Genomic DNA, 19,190 nt, shown 5'->3' on the forward strand with positions numbered 1-19,190 from the left:
GTTAGATTTTTTGCAAAGGTCTGTATTTATTATCAAATCGCAATGTCAATTACATTGTAAGTTTAGTTATTTTTGCATTTCAATTTTAGAGTCTCATGTTCCAGCTAGGTAAAACTATCGTTTCAGAAGACATTATCACAAAGGACTTTTTGTGCAACTTAAATGCATGTAAGGGTGCGTGCTGTGTTGATGGAGATGCTGGTGCGCCTTTAGAAGAAGATGAGGTGGCTATTCTGGATGATATCTATCCTAAAGTAAAACCTTTTTTACGGCCAGAAGGTATAAAAGCCATTGAACAGCAAGGTACATCTATAACTACTGAAGATGGTGAACTGGAAACCCCATTGATAAATGGCGCTGATTGTGCCTATGTAATTTTTGATGAAAATGAAGTAGCGCTTTGCGGGATAGAAGAAGCATACAATCAAGGTGAGATTTCGTGGAAGAAACCAATTTCTTGCCATTTATACCCTGTTCGCGTTAGGGATTACACAGAATTTTCGGGAGTGAACTATCATAAATGGCAAATTTGTGATGATGCCTGTGCGCTTGGAAAAGAACTTCAGGTGCCTATTTATAAGTTCGTAAAAGAGGCACTTATAAGAAAATTTGGTGAGGATTGGTACGCCGAATTGGAAAAAGTTGCTGAGACTTTTTAACACCCCAAAATTCACTTGTTAAAACACCTTAAAAAGCCTTAAAAACAGGGCGTTCATCTGTTTTAAACTTTTATTTTTTTTGTAAACTTTTTGATTTTACAAAATTTATAAAATTCTGATTATCAGTATAATAAACATTTTTTTTTGTAAACTTATTGATTCTTAGGCAGTTGTTTGTTTGTTAAAAACTTGTTGAAAAGGTTTTTTAATCGGCGTAAAAACATATTAATCATTTTGCAATCTTTGTTGCACTCAATTCTGAGCAAAAACACAACTTTAGCTTGTTAATAAACTTGTTAAAAATGTATTTAGAGTTACTCAAAAATGCATTTAACAATTTATAATCTTTGTTGAAGCCATTTTTACCAAAAAGTGTTTTTCAATAAAGTTTTAGAAAAATAAGTCTGGTTTTCAGGTCTATTTTTACAGGGATATCCTGCAGGATTTTGTACGTCAATATTTAACCTATTACCAACGCATGGAAATAACACATATCATTAAACGCGATTACGAAACAACGCCTTTCGAATTAGAAAAAATTACAAGTGCAATAGAGAAAGCAATGCTTTCTGTAAATCATGGTACAAGACAAGATGCCAAAGACATTTCCGATAGAGTTTTTGAAGCCCTATTGGCTAGAAAAGCTGTCGATTCAAGGTACGTGCCTAATGTTGAACAGGTACAGGATATTGTAGAGGACAAATTAATGGATAGTGCGTTTCACGATGCTGCTAAAGCTTACATTCTTTATAGAGATGAACAAGCCAGAAAAAGGCAAACTAATATTTTCGAAAAACGTATTAACCTTAAACCTTATGAGTATCCAGATTTATACGAATATGTAAATGCGATTAGACATTCGTATTGGATACATACAGAGTTTAACTTCACTAGTGATATTCAGGATTTTAAGGCGCAACTTAGTCCGGTAGAAAAATCAGCTATCAAAAACACCATGCTAGCTATTTCTCAGATTGAAGTAGCGGTTAAATCGTTCTGGGGTGATATTTATCAAAAAATGCCAAAACCAGAAATAGGTTCTGTAGGTTCAACATTTGCAGAAAGTGAAGTGCGCCATCACGATGCGTACTCACACTTATTGGAGATTTTAGGTTTAAATGCGGAGTTTAAGGCTCTTAAAAAGAAGCCTGTGATTATGAGACGTGTACATTACTTAGAAACAGCTCTCAAGAATTCTAAGAGTGATAATATTCAAGAATATGCAGAGTCTATATTATTATTTTCACTTTTCATAGAACACGTATCGCTATTTTCTCAGTTCTTAATCATTATGGCTTTTAATAAGCATAAAAACATGCTAAAAGGGATCTCTAATGTTGTAGAGGCAACTTCTAAGGAGGAACAAATACATGGGGACTTTGGTATAGATGTGATCAAAATCATTAAGAAAGAAAACCCAGAGTGGTTTGGAGGCGATTACAATGTAAAAATTCAAACGATATGTAAAGAGGCTTATAATGCTGAAAGCGATATTATAGATTGGATTTTTGAAGCTGGGGAATTAGATTTCTTACCAAAAGATGTTGTAAACGAGTTTATTAAAAAGCGCTTCAATGACTCATTAGAAAGCATCGGCATAGATAGGGTATTTGAAGTAAAAGACGAATTAATAGCGCAAACCGAGTGGTTTGACGATGAGATAATAGGAACCAAACACGGGGACTTCTTTGTAAAACGATCCATTAACTACAGTAAAAGAACAAAAAGTATAACTAGTGACGACCTTTTTTAAACTATGAAAATTAAAGACCACCTACAAGACACCAAAACAGAGCAACAATCAAAGTACGATGAACTTCTTAATGCTAGAAAAGAGCAAATTAAGAATGCAAATCAAAGTCAAACTGAACCAAAGTTTGAATGGTTAACTGAAAATAGCCGAAAATTTTTAGCATCGGGATATTTAACGGATGATGCTACGCCAGAAGAAAGAATACGAGAAATAGCTGAAAGAGCGGAGCAAATCCTTAAAATTGACGGTTATGCAGATAAGTTTTACAACTACATGTCTGAAGGCTTTTTCTCTTTGGCATCACCAGTATGGTCTAACTTCGGGAAAAAGAGAGGTTTACCAATTAGTTGTTTTGGGTCTAATATTGCAGATGATATGGGTAACATATTATATACCCAATCTGAAGTAGGGATGATGTCTAAATTAGGTGGCGGAACTTCTGGATATTTTGGAAACTTAAGACATAGAGGTGCACCAGTAAAAAATAACGGTTCATCTTCTGGAGCGGTACACATCATGCAATTATTTGAAAAAATGGTGGATGTGGTAAGCCAGGGTTCTGTAAGAAGAGGTCGTTTTTCTCCATATTTACCAGTAGAGCATCCAGATATCAATGAGTTTTTAGAAATTGGTACAGAAGGTAATTCAATTCAAGAATTGACACACGGTGTATCTGTTACTGATAAATGGATGGAAGAAATGATTGAAGGTGATGTTGAAAAGCGTTCTATTTGGGCAAAGGTAATTCAACGTCGTGGCGAAATAGGCTACCCATACATTTTCTTTAAGGATCATGCCAATAATCAAGCTGCAGATGTATATAAAGAAAACAATCACAAAATTGTGGCAAGTAATTTATGTACTGAAATTATGTTGCCTTCAAATGAAAATTGGTCATTTGTATGTGTATTGTCTTCCGTAAATTTATTGCACTATGACAAATGGAAAGATACCGATGCGGTAGAAACCATGGTATATTTCTTAGACGCTGTAATTACTGAGTTTACCGAAAAACTTGAAGAGTACCGTGACTCTGATGACTTAGATGACAGACAGACATTTATGTTCATGGAGCGTGCTTATAATTTCGCAAAGTCTAACAGAGCATTAGGTTTAGGGGCATTAGGATGGCATTCGCTATTACAGTCTAAAATGTTACCGTTTGATAGTCAAGAGGCCTTCAACTTAAATAGTGAAATATTTAAAACGATTGAAGAGAAATCCTATAAGGCATCAAAAGAATTGGCAGCTTTGTTTGGGGAGCCAGAAGTATTAAAAGGGTATGGCAGACGTAATGCAACATTAAATGCTATTGCACCTACAACATCTTCGGCATTTATTTTAGGGCAAGTATCACAAGGTATAGAGCCTATTTGGTCTAATATTTATGTAAAGGATATTGCAAAAATAAAAACAACTATAAAGAACCCTTATTTATTAAATCTATTGGAAGAAAAAGGGTTAAATACTCCTGAAATATGGCGCAGTATCCGCGATCATGATGGGTCTGTACAACACTTGGAAGAGGAATTAACAGAGCACGAACGCGATGTGTTTAAGACCTATTCTGAAATAGATCAGTTAACCATTGTATATCAGGCAGCTAACAGACAAAACCATATAGATCAAGGGCAATCTGTTAACATTATTGTGCATCCAGATATGCCTGTAAAGGATATAAATAAGATTTATGTTACAGCATGGAAACTAGGGCTAAAGTCGTTATACTATCAACATAGTATGAACGCTGCACAAAAGTTCAAACAGAAAAAAGAATGTGCGAGCTGTGAAGGGTAGATAAAATTTTTATCTTAAGTTCCTTTTGTAAAAAAGCACTCAAAATTTTATAAAAAGCATCCTAACTAGGATGCTTTTTATTTATACCTTTGTAAGATAAATTTTATATTCATTATGTCTAATAGTTTTAAGGTAACACCAGATTTATACACTTCAAAAGGAAACCGTTTTGCTCATTATATTGTCGATATCATTATAGTATTATTAATATTTTATGCGATTCTTTTAGGTCCTATTTTTCTATACTATTCATTTGCAGAAGATACGACAGCGATGGATTCTTTTCTTGATGGTATAGAGAGCAACCCATTACTAGATAGATTGATTACGGCGATTGTTTTAGCCTTAATATATTTTGCCATTGAATCTTTAACCAAAGGGAAGAGCGTAGGAAAGTTTATTACAAAAACGAAAGTTGTTTTGGAAGACGGTTCAAGACCTTCATCTTCAGATTTTTTAAAAAGGAGTTTTTCTAGAATGATCCCTTTTGAACCATTTTCTTTTCTTGGAAGTGAAGGAAGGGGCTGGCATGACACTATTTCAAAGACTTATGTTGTGGATATTGATAAATTCGAAGCAAAAAGAAAATCGCATGACGAACTAGACCAAATTGGTGCGCATCTGATTGAAGAAAAATAGGTTGAAAACTTAGATAAAATTAGAAAGTATCACTCCATTAAGTGATGCTTTTTTTATTCACACGTTTTATCAAGTAATCCGTTTATTTCAAATACCATATATTGTAGGGCAATTAGTTGATTTTTATTAGGGCAAAATGATAAAAAAGATACTCTTCTTAATACTTTTATTAGTTCTTGGTATATTACTTTTTTTAAACCCAAATTTTAAGACAATTTCTGCTGGCATTGCTATTCTACTTTTTGGTATGATAATGCTTGAAGAAGGTTTTAAAGTTTTTGCTAAAGGGCCTTTACAGCATATTTTAAAAAAGGCTACGGATAAACTATACAAAAGTATTTCTGTGGGTGCATTTTTTACAGCACTGATGCAATCGAGCTCTTTAGTCTCTGTAATTACCATATCGTTTATCAGTGCAGGATTAATTTCACTTTCAGGAGGTTTGGGATTAATTTTTGGCTCCAATATAGGTACAACGGCTACTGCTTGGTTAGTGGCAGGTTTAGGGCTTAAGATTAAAATATCAGCTCTGGCAATGCCTATGCTTGTTTTTGGAATTATTTTTTCTTTTCAAAAGAAAGTCGCCCTAAAAGCTCTAGGTAACGTATTGGCAGGATTGGGTTTTTTCTTTCTAGGGATTCACTACATGAAAGAAGGATTTGATGTTTTTAAGGGATATATAGACTTATCACAATATGCGGTTTCAGGATATTTAGGTGTTCTCTTATACACAGGGCTTGGAATTATCATCACAACCGTATTGCAATCCAGCAGCGCCACATTGGCACTTATACTAACAGCATTGTCTGCAGGACAGATTGAGTATGAGAATGCATTGGCTCTTGCTATTGGTGCTAATATTGGAACCACCATTACAGCAGTTTTAGGTGCTTTAGGTGCTAATAGTGCAGGCAAAAGATTGGCTATTGCACATTTTATTTTTAATATTCTAACAGGTTTAGTAGCCATATCCTTAATATTTCCTTTGGCAAAATTGGTAAATACCTTGTCTGGCGTTCTCAATATCGCATCCTCAAATTATACTTTAAAATTAGCACTATTCCATACCATATTTAATGTTTTAGGTGTTATTTTAATACTGCCATTTATTAGAGTTTTAGAACGCTTCTTGATGCGACTGTTTACAAAAGAAGCCGATAAGGATATTCACGAACCCAAATTCCTAAATCCAGCGGTATTGAAGTTTCCTAGTACTGTGATTGTTGCCCTTTTGAAAGAATCTCGTTTTTTGTTTAAGAAAAGTATATTCAAAATAGTTTCCCATGCATTGAACGTACATAGAGGCGACGTGAAATCCGATGCAAAACTTAAACATGTCATAAAGAAGTCAACAGAAGACTTGAACACAGATATTACGGATTTGTATTATTCTAAAGTAAAGATGATCTATGGGGAAATTATAAGATATGCCTCAAATGCTCAAAGCACTTTAAGCCTAAATAATAAACAAATAAAAACGATTGCTTCCATCCAAATTGCCAACCGAAAAATGGTTGAAATAATTAGGGATGCCAGAGAGTTGAATAAAAATGTAAGCTTTGTTTTAAATTCTGATAACGAATATCTGAAAAAGGAATATGATGCCTTTAGGTTAAAATTAGCCAAAGTGCTAAGGGTGATTCATTTATTTAGAACCGAAGAAGATTCAGAAAAATATGCACTAAAATTAAAAGAGCTAAAGAAAGATGCCAAAGCGAATATAAGGCACAGTAACAAAGCCATAGATAAATTGATTAGAAAAGACCTGATAACCTCAGAAATGGCATCATCACTTTTTAACGATTACACCAATGTAAACGACATGATAAAAAAGCTAATTGACGTGGCTGAACTGTTGTACGGCAAATATGATTCTCTGTTAGAAGAGAATGGAGAAAATTAAAAAAGCATCACGTAAGGGCGTGATGCTTTTCTAATTTTTGATTAAAAAGGATTAATTAATCTAATATGTTGTTTTCAGCAACAGTATTATCGTTTTCAGACATCAAAGCAAAGAATTTATCTATGTTTGGAAGAATGATAATTCTTGTACGTCTGTTTTTTGCTCTGTTTTCTCTAGAATCATTAGCCGCAACAGGTTGGTAACTACTTCTACCAGCTGCAATCAATTTTTTAGGAGCAACACTATATTTTTCTTGAAGTTTTCTTACTACAGAAGTGGCTCTCATCACACTTAAATCCCAATTATCGGCAAGAAACTCTGTGTTGATGGTTCTGGCATCGGTATGCCCTTCAACCATAACGTCTAAACTAGGTTCAGAATTGATCACGTCAGCTAATTTCTTCAATACATTGTCGGCTTTAGAACTCAATCTATAGCTTCCAGTATTAAATAGCATATTGTCGGCTATAGAAATCATCACAACAGTTTCATTGATGTTTACAGCAAAATCGTCATCTTCATCCATGTTGCTTTCACTAATCGTTTTTTCAAGATTGTAGGCAACAGCTAAATTCATAGAATCCTTAAGTGTTTTCGCATTAGCCAGCTTTTCTGCATCTACATTTTTAAGTGTTTCACGCATTTTTGCTTTGGTGTCATTAGAAATTACAGCAACATTTCCAACAACATCAAGTTTTACATCGTTTTCTTGCTTTAGTGTTGCTATTTTAGAGTTGTAAGCATCAACTCTAGCTTGAATTTTATCAAACTTAGCTTCTAAATCTTCTTTGGCTACTTTAGTTTTTTGTAGTTCACTTTTAATTTCACCGTTTTCATGTTGAAGTGCTAAATACTTTTTCTTTGAAACACATGAGAATGTAACGACCGCTATTAAAAGCGTGATTGAAATTTTTTTCATAATAATAACTTTAGGTTTGCTATAATTACGATGAAAGTGTGAATTTGGACGTTGAAATACTTTTTTTTATTAAAAAAAACCTATCAGTTCATCTGCTCAAGTTTTTAAGCAGCAATAAACTAAATGATAAAGTAATTTTAAACATATTGTAATGAACAACACCTTAGTTTGTTTAGATTTGCAGTGAAATAAAAGAAATTAATTCATGTCTATAAAATTCAAATATATTTCGTTGTTTATATGGTGTTTAATCCTTTCTTATAATGGGTTTTCTCAAATACAAGGTGTTATAGTTGATGAACAAAATGAGCCACTGGAATATGCAACTGCTGCTTTGTATGATGTAAACGATGGAAGCTTGGTAACTGGTGTTGTTTCTGATGAAAAAGGGGTGTTTAAAATTGACGCTATTAAAAAAGGGACCTATTATCTCGAAGCTTCATTCTTAGGTTATGAAATACAAAAAATAGATAGTATAAAGGTCTTGAAGAAGGGGCAGAGTATTGATTTAGGTGCTATTCGGTTGGTTTTAGGTACGCAGTTAAATGAAGTTGTGGTACAAGCGGAACGTAATACCGTAGTAAATAAAATTGACCGACAGGTATTTGAAGCTTCAAAATTTAAAAGTGCTCAAGGCGGATCTGGGATTGATGTGATTAGGAATTTGCCGTCTGTGAGTATGGATAGCCAAGGTGAAATTAGTGTTCGTGGAAGTACTGGTTTTGTGGTGTTGCTAAACGGTAAGCCTATTCAAGGTAATGCAAGTAACCTAATGGCGCAATTACCAGCAAATGCTATTCAAAAAGTGGAGGTGATTACAGCGCCATCTGCTAAATACGACCCCGAAGGAAAAGCGGGAATTATCAATATTTTAACGAATAAAGGTGCCGCAAATGGTGCTTTTGGTCAGATAAACATCAAAGCAGGTTTGCCTTCCATTGAAACCTATGGAAATGATGTATCCCATAAACGTCATGGTATAGATGCTACCTATAATGTAAGAACTGATAAATGGAACATTTCTTTAGGGGCAAATTACCAGAGAAATGACTTGGGAGGGCGCAGAGAAGGCGATGTGTTTACTATTATCAACAATACTAAAACACAGTTTCCATCAACTGGAGAGCGCAGTTTTGACGAAACTAATTACAGCGGACGTTTTACAGTCGATTTCACACCGAGCGCATCCGACACTTATTCGTTTGGGTTTTTTGCAGGAAAACGCAGTAAAGCACGTTTGGCGGATATTGTGTATTTTGACAATCATTCCGTAACGCCAGCCGATAGCAATAATAGGGATTATACCTTTCAATATTTTAATCATAATTTAAGAGAGCGTAGAGGTGATTTCGTTCTAGGAAGTTTGGATTGGACACATCTTTTTGAAAATACCTCGGAATTATCGGCATCTTTCTTATATGAATATACCCTTTTGGGAGGACCAACCGTAAATCAAAATTTAGGAGAACCAGATAGAAGTATCTTATTTCAGGATGAATTTAATACGAATGACAACCCATTACATGGCGTGCGTTTTCAATTGGATTATAAATTCAGACCTTTTGATTTTGGTGTATTGGAAACAGGTTATCAATATAGAGACTTAACGCATACGGGAGATTTTATCTATGAAAGACGTACAGATTTTGATGATGATTTTGAGCTCGTTCCTGAGTTTTCTAGTGAAGTGGACTTGGAAAGAACAATCCATTCTGGATATGTGCAATTATCAGGCAAAAAAGGGAAATGGGATTATGCTGCTGGTTCGCGTCTTGAAGTCATGGATAGAAAATTTAGATTAAAAGATAAAACCAACACAGTTGACGAAACATTGTTGTATGATTTTGTAAGATTGTATCCTTCGGCATCTCTTCAATATGAAGTCAATGAGAAAACCAATATTAAAGCGGCATATAGTAAACGCGTAGAACGCAACTCCACTTTTAAAATGAATCCGTTTGCAGAACGTGAGCACTCTGAAACTTTAGAACAAGGTGATAAAAATTTGAGACCAGAGTTTATCGATTTGGTAGAGTTAGGTGTTACAAAGGAGCTTAAAGGGGGTAACTCCATTTTTGCAACAGGATATTTCAGAAATGTAAAAAACGTAGTAAACCGGGTGAATACGGTGTATAACGATACTATTTTAAATAGAATCTATTCTAATGTTGGTACTGCAAAAGCTATAGGTCTTGAGGTTGGAGCAGAACTTAAACCAACTAAAAACTGGAGTAATTTTATTGGTGCTAATATTTATAATTACAGTATTGAAGGAAGTTTTGATAACAGAGTAATTGACAACGATGCAACCATATATTCAGTAAACGTTAATTCCACATGGCGTTTTTGGGATAACGCTTCATTGCAATTCACGTTTAATTATTTATCTGATAGAAATACTGCTCAAGGGGAAGATTCCCGTTTCTACTCACCAAATCTAACGTTTCAAAAATCGTTTATGAACGATAGACTTACCGCGACCCTGCAATGGCAGAATATCGATATGGGATTATTGGACACTAACGAACAGCGCATTACAACGAGGAGAGCTAATGAATTTTTTACGACCACCAATTATATTTACGAAGTGGATATGATTATTTTAAATCTCTCCTACACCTTTAAACAAGGCAAAAATAAGTCTAAGTTTATTGATAGTGAATTTGGTAAAAAGGAGTTCTAGACTATAGTGTTTATAAAAAAAGGCTGGTTTAAACCAGCCTTTTTTTATAATTTATTTATTCTCCTTCTTCAGTGTTTGTTGTGGATTCAGAGATTGTTGCAGGTTCTACCGAACTGTCGTGTGCGTTATCGTATTCTTCCATCAGATTCATAGTAGCGGTTAATAAATCTTTTGTTTCTAATAGCACGCCAAAATACAACGTTGTATTTTTTGGACTAGACTCCTCGCTCCTTGTGCGCTCTACTTGTTTTTGGATTTTTTCAGATAAAAGATTTAATACTGATTCTTTTCTGTGCAGAATGTTTCCTATGGCATCAAAATCTCTAGATACAAACGCTTCTCGAATATCACCAAATAAATTTTCTAAACAATCATCAACCTCTTTTAATTCTTTAATTTGATTGAATTTTAGTTTTTTATGATTGTTGTTAATGTGTTTGTAGCTTACCTTTGAAATGTATTCTAAAGATTGGGCCATGTCCTGTAAATACCCAAGGATATTTATATAAAAACTACTTGCGCCAACACTTGATTCATCTAAATTCTTAATAAAATAAAAAATGTTGTTACGTAGCTCGTCTACTTCAAAAGATAATTTGTCAACTTGTTTTTGATTCTTTTTAAGCGATGATAAATCTTGTTTTGCGAGACCAACAATAGCATTAGTATAAATTTTGTTGCCACGTTTTACAACATTTGCTATGTTTCCAGCACTTTCATGGATAACCCCTTGAACAGAACTACTTTCAGCTTTTATTAAGCTATCCTCAGCTCTAACCTCTTTCGATTTTTTATTGTGAACAATGGTACTTCTTATAAGTAATGCAAAAGCTACTACCAATAAAATAGGGAACATTACCTTTAAGTTTAGGCTTAATAAATAGGCTACCAAAGCAGCTGCGGAAAATGCGCTAAGGGCTGTAAAAAACCATCCGCCAATAACATTTATAACGCCTGCTACTCTGTATACAGCACTTTCTGCTCCCCATGCTCTGTCTGCCAAGGATGTACCCATAGCAACCATAAACGTTACATAGGTGGTAGAAAGCGGTAATTTATAAGAGGTAGCAATCGAAATTAAAACAGCAGCAACCATTAAATTTACTGCGGCTCTTACTAAATCAAATGCAGGTAATTCTAGTCTTTTGCTTTTAGAAACGGTAATAACTGGGGTTTCAAATTGTTTATCAATTTTAGCCTGCCATGACTCGGGAAGTATATATTCAGTCATTTGGGACATCAACATAGCGAATCTCACAAATCCTCTAGATAATGCGTTGGGTTGAAAACGTTCTTTGGTTTCACCTTGGCTAGATAAATCTAAAGATGTTTTTACTACACCTTTCGCTTTAGTAGAAAACCATAGGGTTAAAACCATTACCATACCGGCACCAAACAGCAACCAGTTATTGGTTGGAACTTTTGAGGCTAAAACATCCATAGGAAAAGCAGCTGCAGCAGTACCTGAAGCAGTCCACTCTAGAAATGCGTTATAAGCAGCAACAGGAACACCAATAAAGTTTACCAAATCGTTTCCTGCAAAAGCTAAGGCAAGCGCAAAAGTACCTACTACAATAATAAGTTTATAGATGTTTGTTTTAGCAAAAGCAATCAATACATAAGAAAGGATAGACCAAAATACAGAACTAACCAATACAATAGGTAGTACTTGTGCTTCTAAAAAGTCCTTCATAGTACCTCCACCTAATATTTCAAAAGACTCCTTGGCATAAGACGTACCCTTCAGTCCTTTCATAAATATAAAGTATGTGATGGCGGTAAGTGCAACACCTCCAAAAATAGCACCAACCCAAGCTCCCTTTTTCTCGAAATTATATGATAACAAGAGTCTGGAAAACCACTGCACAATCGCTCCTATCGAAAAAGCGACGACGACAGAAAGCAGAATCCCAAAAATAATTTGTGAAGCTTTAGAAGTATTAATGTAATTTATAGCATCAGAGAAATCCCCTCCATCATGTCCAATTTTAATCAATGCCATGGCTACGGCTGCACCAAGTAATTCAAAAACAATAGAAACAGTAGTTGATGTTGGCATACCTACTGAATTGAAAAAGTCCAGTAAAAGTATATCCGTAATCATTACGGCCATGAAAATAATCATGATTTCATTGAACATAAATTCACCAGGATTGAAAATGCCTTTTCTGGCTACTTCCATCATACCACTAGAAAATACAGCGCCAACTGCTACACCTAAACTGGCAACAATCATTATAGTTCTAAAAGAAATTGCTTTAGATCCAATGGCGGAATTTAAAAAGTTTACGGCATCGTTGCTAACACCAACCACCAAATCAGCTATTGCTAAAATGGCTAAGGCTATAATCATGTACAAATAAATGTTGTCCATAGGGTTTGATTGTAAAATGTTTGCAAATATCATGACTATTGTTGATTAATATGTTATGCGAATGTTATATTTTAAAAGTGGAAATCAAATCCTAACCTAAACGTAATGTTATCATCATTTCCATCAACCGACGTATAGCTGATATCACTTTGTACTTTTAATTTGTGCCCATGTACAAATTTATTGAAGCCAAGTGTATATTGTTTCACAGGAAGCGCATTGGTAACAGCTTCATACTCTAAAGTTGTATATCTAGCTGCAATCTCATAATTACTGTTAAATAAATACCCCGCTTGCAGGTTTAAAGCGTTACCTGTTAACACGATATCTCCTGTTGGTGTAATACCATCTTCTTCAAGAGCGACGGGAGCATCTGCAGTACGTTTAGCATATTCCCCCATAAATGAAAACCCATTATATTTAAACATAGCATCGACAAAAATTGTAGTTTGATCTGTTTCGTGTAAAGGTCCATCCTTAGACTCATCATCAGTTGTAAACATATAATCACCAGCAAAACCTCTTTCCCTAACGGCATCTTCATTAAAATTATAGGTAAATGTTAGCGATAACTTTGGTTTTTCCTCTCTTTTTAGATCAGACCCTGTATAGTCACCCTTAGACTTAAACGCTCCAAAAGGCAGTAATTCTAAACGTCCAGTATATTGTAAACCGCCCTCATTGCCTTCGGTAATATTTCGTCCTTCACCTTGAGAAAGTGATACTTTTTCACGTATTAAAAAATTATTGCCTAAATAAAATTTGTGGCGTAATTGAAGGCCTATATCGCGGTCTAGCGTAAAACGGCTATTAAGCAAAGAACGGTCAACAAGCTGAAGATCTCCAGAAGATACCACACGTTCCACATTACCTGGTAATTTAGTTTGTCCTGCCCAAAGTTCCCAGTTTTTAGCAAAATGCCACATTAAAACAGCATCAAGAATATAACGCGGCGTATTGCGGTTAAATTGATTTCCGCCAGATAAATCCCTGTTGGAAAGTCCAAGCTCTATCTTATACCTTAATTTAGGACTATAGGCAAAACCATCAAACTTTAATCGCGCACGACGAATAATAAAGTTGTGTTCTGGAGCGCCGTATTTGTCGCCATCATGATCCCATGAGGATGAATAGCGCATTTGAAAGCGAGGTGCGAATTTGATACTAAAGGTACTGTCTTTAGTTGTAAAATTTAGTAGGCCTTTTCCAAATGATGCATCACTTATTTCTTGAGATGTAATAGAGAGAACAGTGCTAAAACAAAGCACTATGAAAAGTTTAAGTTTCATTATTAATATTAGTTTTTGTCGAATGCAAATAACCTAATATTAAATGAGTTCAATGTTTCCTAATTGTTAAATTATTTAACAAAAAAAGACTGCTTTGGCCAAAAGCAGTCTCATTAGAAATCATGATAATGTAGTCGACAAAAACTAATAGTTATATGAAATACTAATTTATTTGTCTCAAGACACTTCAAAAGTAGGCGATATAGGTAATCTTAACGTCATCTCTATATTAAGTAATTATTAATGTTTCAATGTAAAATATTTATTTGTAAAGTAATGTTTTTTAGATGCTTGTAATTTTAATGTTAATTTAATGTTATGTAAAAGTTGCGTAAATGTTAGCTATTATTTAACTTTGTAATACAATGTTAAAATCCCCATAATTATGAAGAAGTTATTATTCATTTTTGCCTTTTTAATTACTGCGGTATCTTTTGCTCAAGAACAAAAGAGAGAATTAAAACTTAATGAAGACACAAATTTAATTGATGTTGTTTATTATCATGACAATGGTGTTGTAAGCCAAACGGGGTCTTACACAGCAGATGGTAAGCTTCATGGTGCTTGGTTAAGGTTTGATGAAGAAGGCAAGAAAACGGTTTCTGCAAATTATGACAATGGAAAAAAAGTCGGCAAATGGATTTATTGGATTGACGGAGTTAAAAAAGAAGTCAATTACGAAAATAATGTAGCGTCCCTGTAGTTTTAGGGAAATACTTAAGTACAAAAAAGCATTCTGTATTTTCAGAATGCTTTTTTATTTAAAGGTTTTTTTGAGTTTAGTTTCTTGTCCAACCAGAGTTCCAAGAGTTGTAATCAGCTCCTGTGCCATTACCAACACCCGTAAAGAAAGAGTCCGCGTCAAAGGCACCGTTTGTGTCATTCTTTAAAGTAAGTACTACATCATCAAAAGTGATATTGGTTACACTGGTTTCATTAGCCAGTACACCGATTCCTGTTTCTTCGTCATCTAAATCGTAACCTTCTTCAAAGCCTTCAATCATTACGTTGTTAAACATTGCACGAGTTCCTGCTCTTAAACGGATGGCTTCATTGCCATTACTTGAACCCAATCCATTAATGGTTAAGTTATTTATAGTAGGAGTACTCCAAAATACAGGATTTGAGTTGTTTCCTATATCTGTATTGAAACCATCGCCTTCAATACCTTTATCATGAGATTGTCTGTGTTCTATATACACGTCTGTAAGTGTGCCAGTAAATCCTTCTGTCCAATCTACAGAGTCATCTTGCGCTCCAACCACAGATATATGGGACGCATTAACTGTTCCTCCAAAAAATTCCACACCATCATCAGCACCTTCAAACGCTTGTATAAAATCAATAGTTGTACCGTTACCTACGGCATAAAATGAGAATCCGTTATTCTCTGATGCAGCATCTGCAGCACCACCAGAATACTCAATCCTTACATATCTTATAATTCCAGAGTTGTCATCAACAGCACTTCCGCCGTAAGGTAATCCTCCAATTTCAGATGTAGAAGTGGCATCTCCACCTACCACAGAATTTATTGGTGCACGCCCTAATATGATAAGTCCTCCCCAATCCCCAGGGTTAGGTGTCGCAGAGTTTGATGTAAACACAATTGGGTTTGAAGATGTACCTTCTGCCATTATAGTACCACCTTGCTGTACGGCTACGTAAACATCAGATCCGGTAGTAGCTTTCACTACTACTCCTGGCTCAATGGTTAGTGTTCTTCCTGAAGGCACTATAAGTGCGCTTGTAAGGCTATATTCTGTTCCGGTAGTTAACGTGAGATCTTCGCTTAATGTGCCTCCTATTACGGTGCCAGATGGGTCCGATCCTCCAGAGTCCCCAAGGTTAATAATTACATCGGCAGTGTCATCTGCTGCACAACCAACAATGGTAAGTGCGGCAATTGTAAATAGGCCTAAAAGAAATTTGTTTGCTTTCATTTTCTGTAAATTGATTTTATGTTCGTTTGTTTTGATTGTAATTAAAATTTGTATTTTATTTGAAGACTAGCATTTACGCCCCTTTTATAACTAGATAGTGCAAACTCAGAAAGGTCGGCATTTACACCTAAGTCGTTTGCTAGTGTTGGGTCAAAAGACACATTCTCACGAACGCGCTCTATTGTAGGGTTTAGTAAATTTTTAATACTTGCGTTAATCTCAAAGTTCTTGTTGATTGTATTTTTCCATACGAAATCTAATGTTGGTACACCTTTTTCAATGATGTTTCCTAATTGACCAGACCCTAAAGCATCAATACGATCTGAGAAATATGAAAATACCAGGTTGGCAACAGGCTTATATTCACCAAATGTTGGGCTGTAACTTACATCAGCATTAATAAGCACTGGTGAAGCGCCTTGAAGCTCATCAGAATCTCTATTAAAGTTTGTATTGAACGTTCCAGAAACAGTTTTTAAGTCTTGCGTTGTTGAGGTGTAGGTAATATTCATCCCTGCAGACAAAATATTCTCTTCATCTTCATTTTTGATAAGACCTTTTCTCGCTTCAAATTCAATTCCGAAAACATCTGCTCGATCTCCAGTTCTAAAGAAACGTTGTGTACCTGTAGCATCGTTTGCTGAAACAAGGTTTACAGGGTCGTTAATGGTTTTGTTAAAAACACCGATGGATAATATTTCACCCTTATTAATAAACCATTCATACTTTAAATCTAAGTTTATAATCGTAGAAAACGCAGGGTCATTTAAAAGATCTGGATTACCACCAATACGATCTGTTACGTTCTCATATACAAAAGGCGCAACCTCTTTAAACTCTGGGTTAGACACTGTTCTACTTGCAGAAAAGCGTATGTTTTGATCTTCGTTTAAAGCGTATTTTATGTTTAAACTGGGCAAGAAAAACGTTTCGCTGGCTTTGTTGCTACCTGGATTATTAAATGAAAGGTTAATTACATCATAAGTAATTTCTTGGTTAAATCGTTCAATGCGTAACCCAGGTACAAAGGTCCATTTTTCTCCCGCTTTGTAAACAGCATCAGCATATAATGCATGTACATCTAAATTGCCCGAATAGGTGTTTTCTAATTGTCCTGGTAAGTTTTCTTTCCCTAAACCATTTGCTGGATCTAATGGGCGGAATACGCTTGTATTGTATAAAACTCCTTGATTTTCCCTTGTGAAGAAGGCGTCAAAATTATTTACATCTTCAATTTCAGTAAATGGATTGATGATATCATAACCATAACGTTGATTATCAAAAGTACGTTCTTTAATACGTCCGTTATAACCAAAATTCAGCTTTAAATTTTCGGATTTCTCATAGCTTAAATTCACACGTGTGTTAAATTCGCTATCCTCAATATTCTGAAAATAACGTTGGTTGTCAAACTCAACATTTCTGAAGAAAATAGCATTGGTAGTTGGATCATTATCAATGGCGTTTTCAAAACGTTCTAAAGCGATACGCTTACGATCTGGTTGACGTGCAAGCACATTATTATAACCTAAGCCATAATCTAGATTTAATTTGTCACTTAAAGTGCTGGTTCCTATGATTTGATTTACAAAAATCATGTCCTGTTCAAACTGAACATTCTGTGTAAAGAACCCAAAATCGTCATTATCGGCAATAGTATTACGGTTATAACCGCGTCCGTCAATTCCAAAACGTCCCACCTCATCAGTAGCGTCGTTAATAAATAAGGAGTTGAATTTTATTTTATGATCACTGTTAATACGGTAAACAATATTTGCCATTGCAGTAGTATTACGCGAAAACTCATACTCTTCGGCATCTTGAAAAATTTGGTTTGCAGCAGCAGTAACGTTAGCAAACTGCCCTCTTCTGTATTCAAAATTGCTACCAAAAGAAGCAGTTGCAAAAACACTTAATCGAGATTCCTCTCCAATATCCCAAGAATTTCCACCAGAAATACTACCTTCTATACCTACAGGACTATCAATATTTTGAGGGTCTACACCATGAGATAAAATAACAGCATAAGGGTTGTTGCGGTATCTATTATAAAACCCAAAATAACCTGTGCCTTCACTCTTTATAAAGCTTTTTCCAATAGCATTGGTGTTAAAATTTGAGCCTAAACTGGCATCGATGAAAAAATTCCCAGTATGTTCTTTAGAAACGATATCTACATTTCCAGCGGCAAAATCTCCATAAAAATTGGCTGCATAGGTTTTGCTCACACCTACGTTTTGAATAACGTCAGAAGAAAACAAATTAAGGTCCATATTCTTCTTTTCAATATCATTAGCAGGAAGCGTAAGGCCATTATAAGTTGTATTCAAATAACGGTCCCCAAGACCACGAACGTAAACATTGCCACCACCTTCTTGCTTTGATATACCAGATATTTTAGTAACAGCACCTGCCGCATCACTAACACCTTTTCTTGAAAGCTCTTGTGCACCAATACTTTGTTTCATTACAACTGCTTTCTTTTGTTCCAATAACAAAGCCTCTTCGCTTTCTCGTTTGGTGGTAGTTGTAATAACCACCTCATCTAGCGAAGCAGCACTAGCTCCCATTTCTACATTAAGCGTAACGGTTTCTCCCGCTATTACAGTCACTGCAATTTCTTGGGTTTCATAACCCACGAAGCTAAATACTAGAGTGTATGTGCCTGCATCTAAACCAGTGAATTCATATAAGCCATCAAAATCAGAAGTTGTACCTTTTGTAGTGCCTTTTATTAAAACGTTTGCAAACGCCAAAGGCTCATTATTATATTCTTTATCCGTTAATTTTCCTTTAACAGCACCGGTTTGCGCATTAAAGGCAACAGATGTAAAGAGTAGTAATAATAGTAAAATTTGTCTCATTATTTCATTATAATTTCTTGCCGCAAAGAAACTACCGTATTGTAAAGATTGTGTTATCTCACGATTAAAGAACTGTAATAAAAGCGTTAGGGTAATGTTACCTAAAACAGGTTTTTTTTAAGGAAAGTTTACGGTAAGTTAACATTAGAATTTTTGGAAGTAACACACCGATGTTTTGTGTGTTTTGGGCGTTACCACGCTTTAGGGCGTGGTCGGGCTTTCACGAGTCGCTCTCTGCGAGGAGCTCCAACAATCGCTCAATCCCTAACCTTTAGATTAGCAAATACTATTAATTGTTATTACATTTAAAAAGGACAGAGTGAACTTATATCCCTAACTAGCTAAAAAGAGCTATCGTGCGTATTAG

General features: G+C 35.1%; 12 protein-coding genes. 7 read left to right on the top strand and 5 right to left on the bottom strand.

Annotated features, from left to right (window positions below; genetic code table 11):
• The first annotated feature begins 95 nt into the window (after positions 1–95).
• From EYD45_RS12800 to EYD45_RS12820, 5 genes are all read left to right on the top strand, one after another.
• Entirely contained in the window at positions 96–659 is a 564-nt protein-coding gene (locus tag EYD45_RS12800) for a DUF3109 family protein (protein WP_130964952.1), read from the top strand.
• Between the two features lie 478 nt (positions 660–1,137).
• Positions 1,138–2,412: a ribonucleotide-diphosphate reductase subunit beta gene (locus tag EYD45_RS12805; protein WP_130964953.1), complete on the top strand. Its 1,275-nt coding sequence runs from the start codon at positions 1,138–1,140 to the stop codon at positions 2,410–2,412.
• Positions 2,413–2,415: 3 nt separating this feature from the next.
• Positions 2,416–4,209 (top strand): ribonucleoside-diphosphate reductase subunit alpha, encoded by a 1,794-nt coding sequence (locus EYD45_RS12810; protein ID WP_130964954.1) that lies wholly within the window; start codon positions 2,416–2,418, stop codon positions 4,207–4,209.
• Between the two features lie 114 nt (positions 4,210–4,323).
• A complete protein-coding gene (locus EYD45_RS12815; protein ID WP_130964955.1) occupies positions 4,324–4,848 on the top strand; it encodes an RDD family protein in 525 nt (174 codons plus the stop codon).
• A gap of 136 nt (positions 4,849–4,984) precedes the next feature.
• Complete coding sequence (locus EYD45_RS12820; RefSeq protein ID WP_130964956.1) at positions 4,985–6,751, top strand: Na/Pi cotransporter family protein; 1,767 nt, start codon at positions 4,985–4,987, stop codon at positions 6,749–6,751.
• A gap of 55 nt (positions 6,752–6,806) precedes the next feature.
• On the opposite strand, the gene EYD45_RS12825 is transcribed toward EYD45_RS12820, so the two are convergent.
• Positions 6,807–7,670, bottom strand: coding sequence for an OmpA/MotB family protein (locus EYD45_RS12825; protein WP_130964957.1), 864 nt, complete (start codon positions 7,668–7,670; stop codon positions 6,807–6,809).
• A 205-nt stretch (positions 7,671–7,875) separates the two neighbouring features.
• Here EYD45_RS12825 and EYD45_RS12830 point away from each other — a divergent pair, with 205 nt between their 5' ends.
• Positions 7,876–10,353: an outer membrane beta-barrel family protein gene (locus EYD45_RS12830; protein WP_130964958.1), complete on the top strand. Its 2,478-nt coding sequence runs from the start codon at positions 7,876–7,878 to the stop codon at positions 10,351–10,353.
• A 55-nt stretch (positions 10,354–10,408) separates the two neighbouring features.
• Here the strand turns inward: EYD45_RS12830 and EYD45_RS12835 are convergent, their stop codons facing one another.
• Together EYD45_RS12835 and EYD45_RS12840 are read right to left on the bottom strand one after the other, a co-directional pair.
• Positions 10,409–12,727, bottom strand: coding sequence for an inorganic phosphate transporter (locus tag EYD45_RS12835; protein ID WP_130964959.1), 2,319 nt, complete (start codon positions 12,725–12,727; stop codon positions 10,409–10,411).
• 71 nt (positions 12,728–12,798) lie between these two features.
• The gene (locus tag EYD45_RS12840) at positions 12,799–14,016 is read right to left on the bottom strand and encodes a porin (RefSeq protein ID WP_130964960.1); all 1,218 of its coding nucleotides are present in this window, start codon (positions 14,014–14,016) and stop codon (positions 12,799–12,801) included.
• A gap of 385 nt (positions 14,017–14,401) precedes the next feature.
• On the opposite strand from EYD45_RS12840, the gene EYD45_RS12845 reads away from it, so the two are divergent.
• Positions 14,402–14,719, top strand: a complete 318-nt coding sequence (locus EYD45_RS12845) for a toxin-antitoxin system YwqK family antitoxin (RefSeq protein ID WP_130964961.1) — start codon at positions 14,402–14,404, stop codon at positions 14,717–14,719.
• 76 nt (positions 14,720–14,795) lie between these two features.
• Here the strand turns inward: EYD45_RS12845 and EYD45_RS12850 are convergent, their stop codons facing one another.
• The gene (locus EYD45_RS12850; RefSeq protein ID WP_130964962.1) at positions 14,796–15,959 is read right to left on the bottom strand and encodes a multidrug transporter; all 1,164 of its coding nucleotides are present in this window, start codon (positions 15,957–15,959) and stop codon (positions 14,796–14,798) included.
• A gap of 41 nt (positions 15,960–16,000) precedes the next feature.
• Positions 16,001–18,823 (bottom strand): TonB-dependent receptor, encoded by a 2,823-nt coding sequence (locus EYD45_RS12855; RefSeq protein WP_130964963.1) that lies wholly within the window; start codon positions 18,821–18,823, stop codon positions 16,001–16,003.
• Positions 18,824–19,190 lie beyond the last annotated feature (367 nt).

The organism is Hyunsoonleella flava (assembly GCF_004310325.1).
GTDB lineage: Bacteria > Bacteroidota > Bacteroidia > Flavobacteriales > Flavobacteriaceae > Jejuia > Jejuia flava.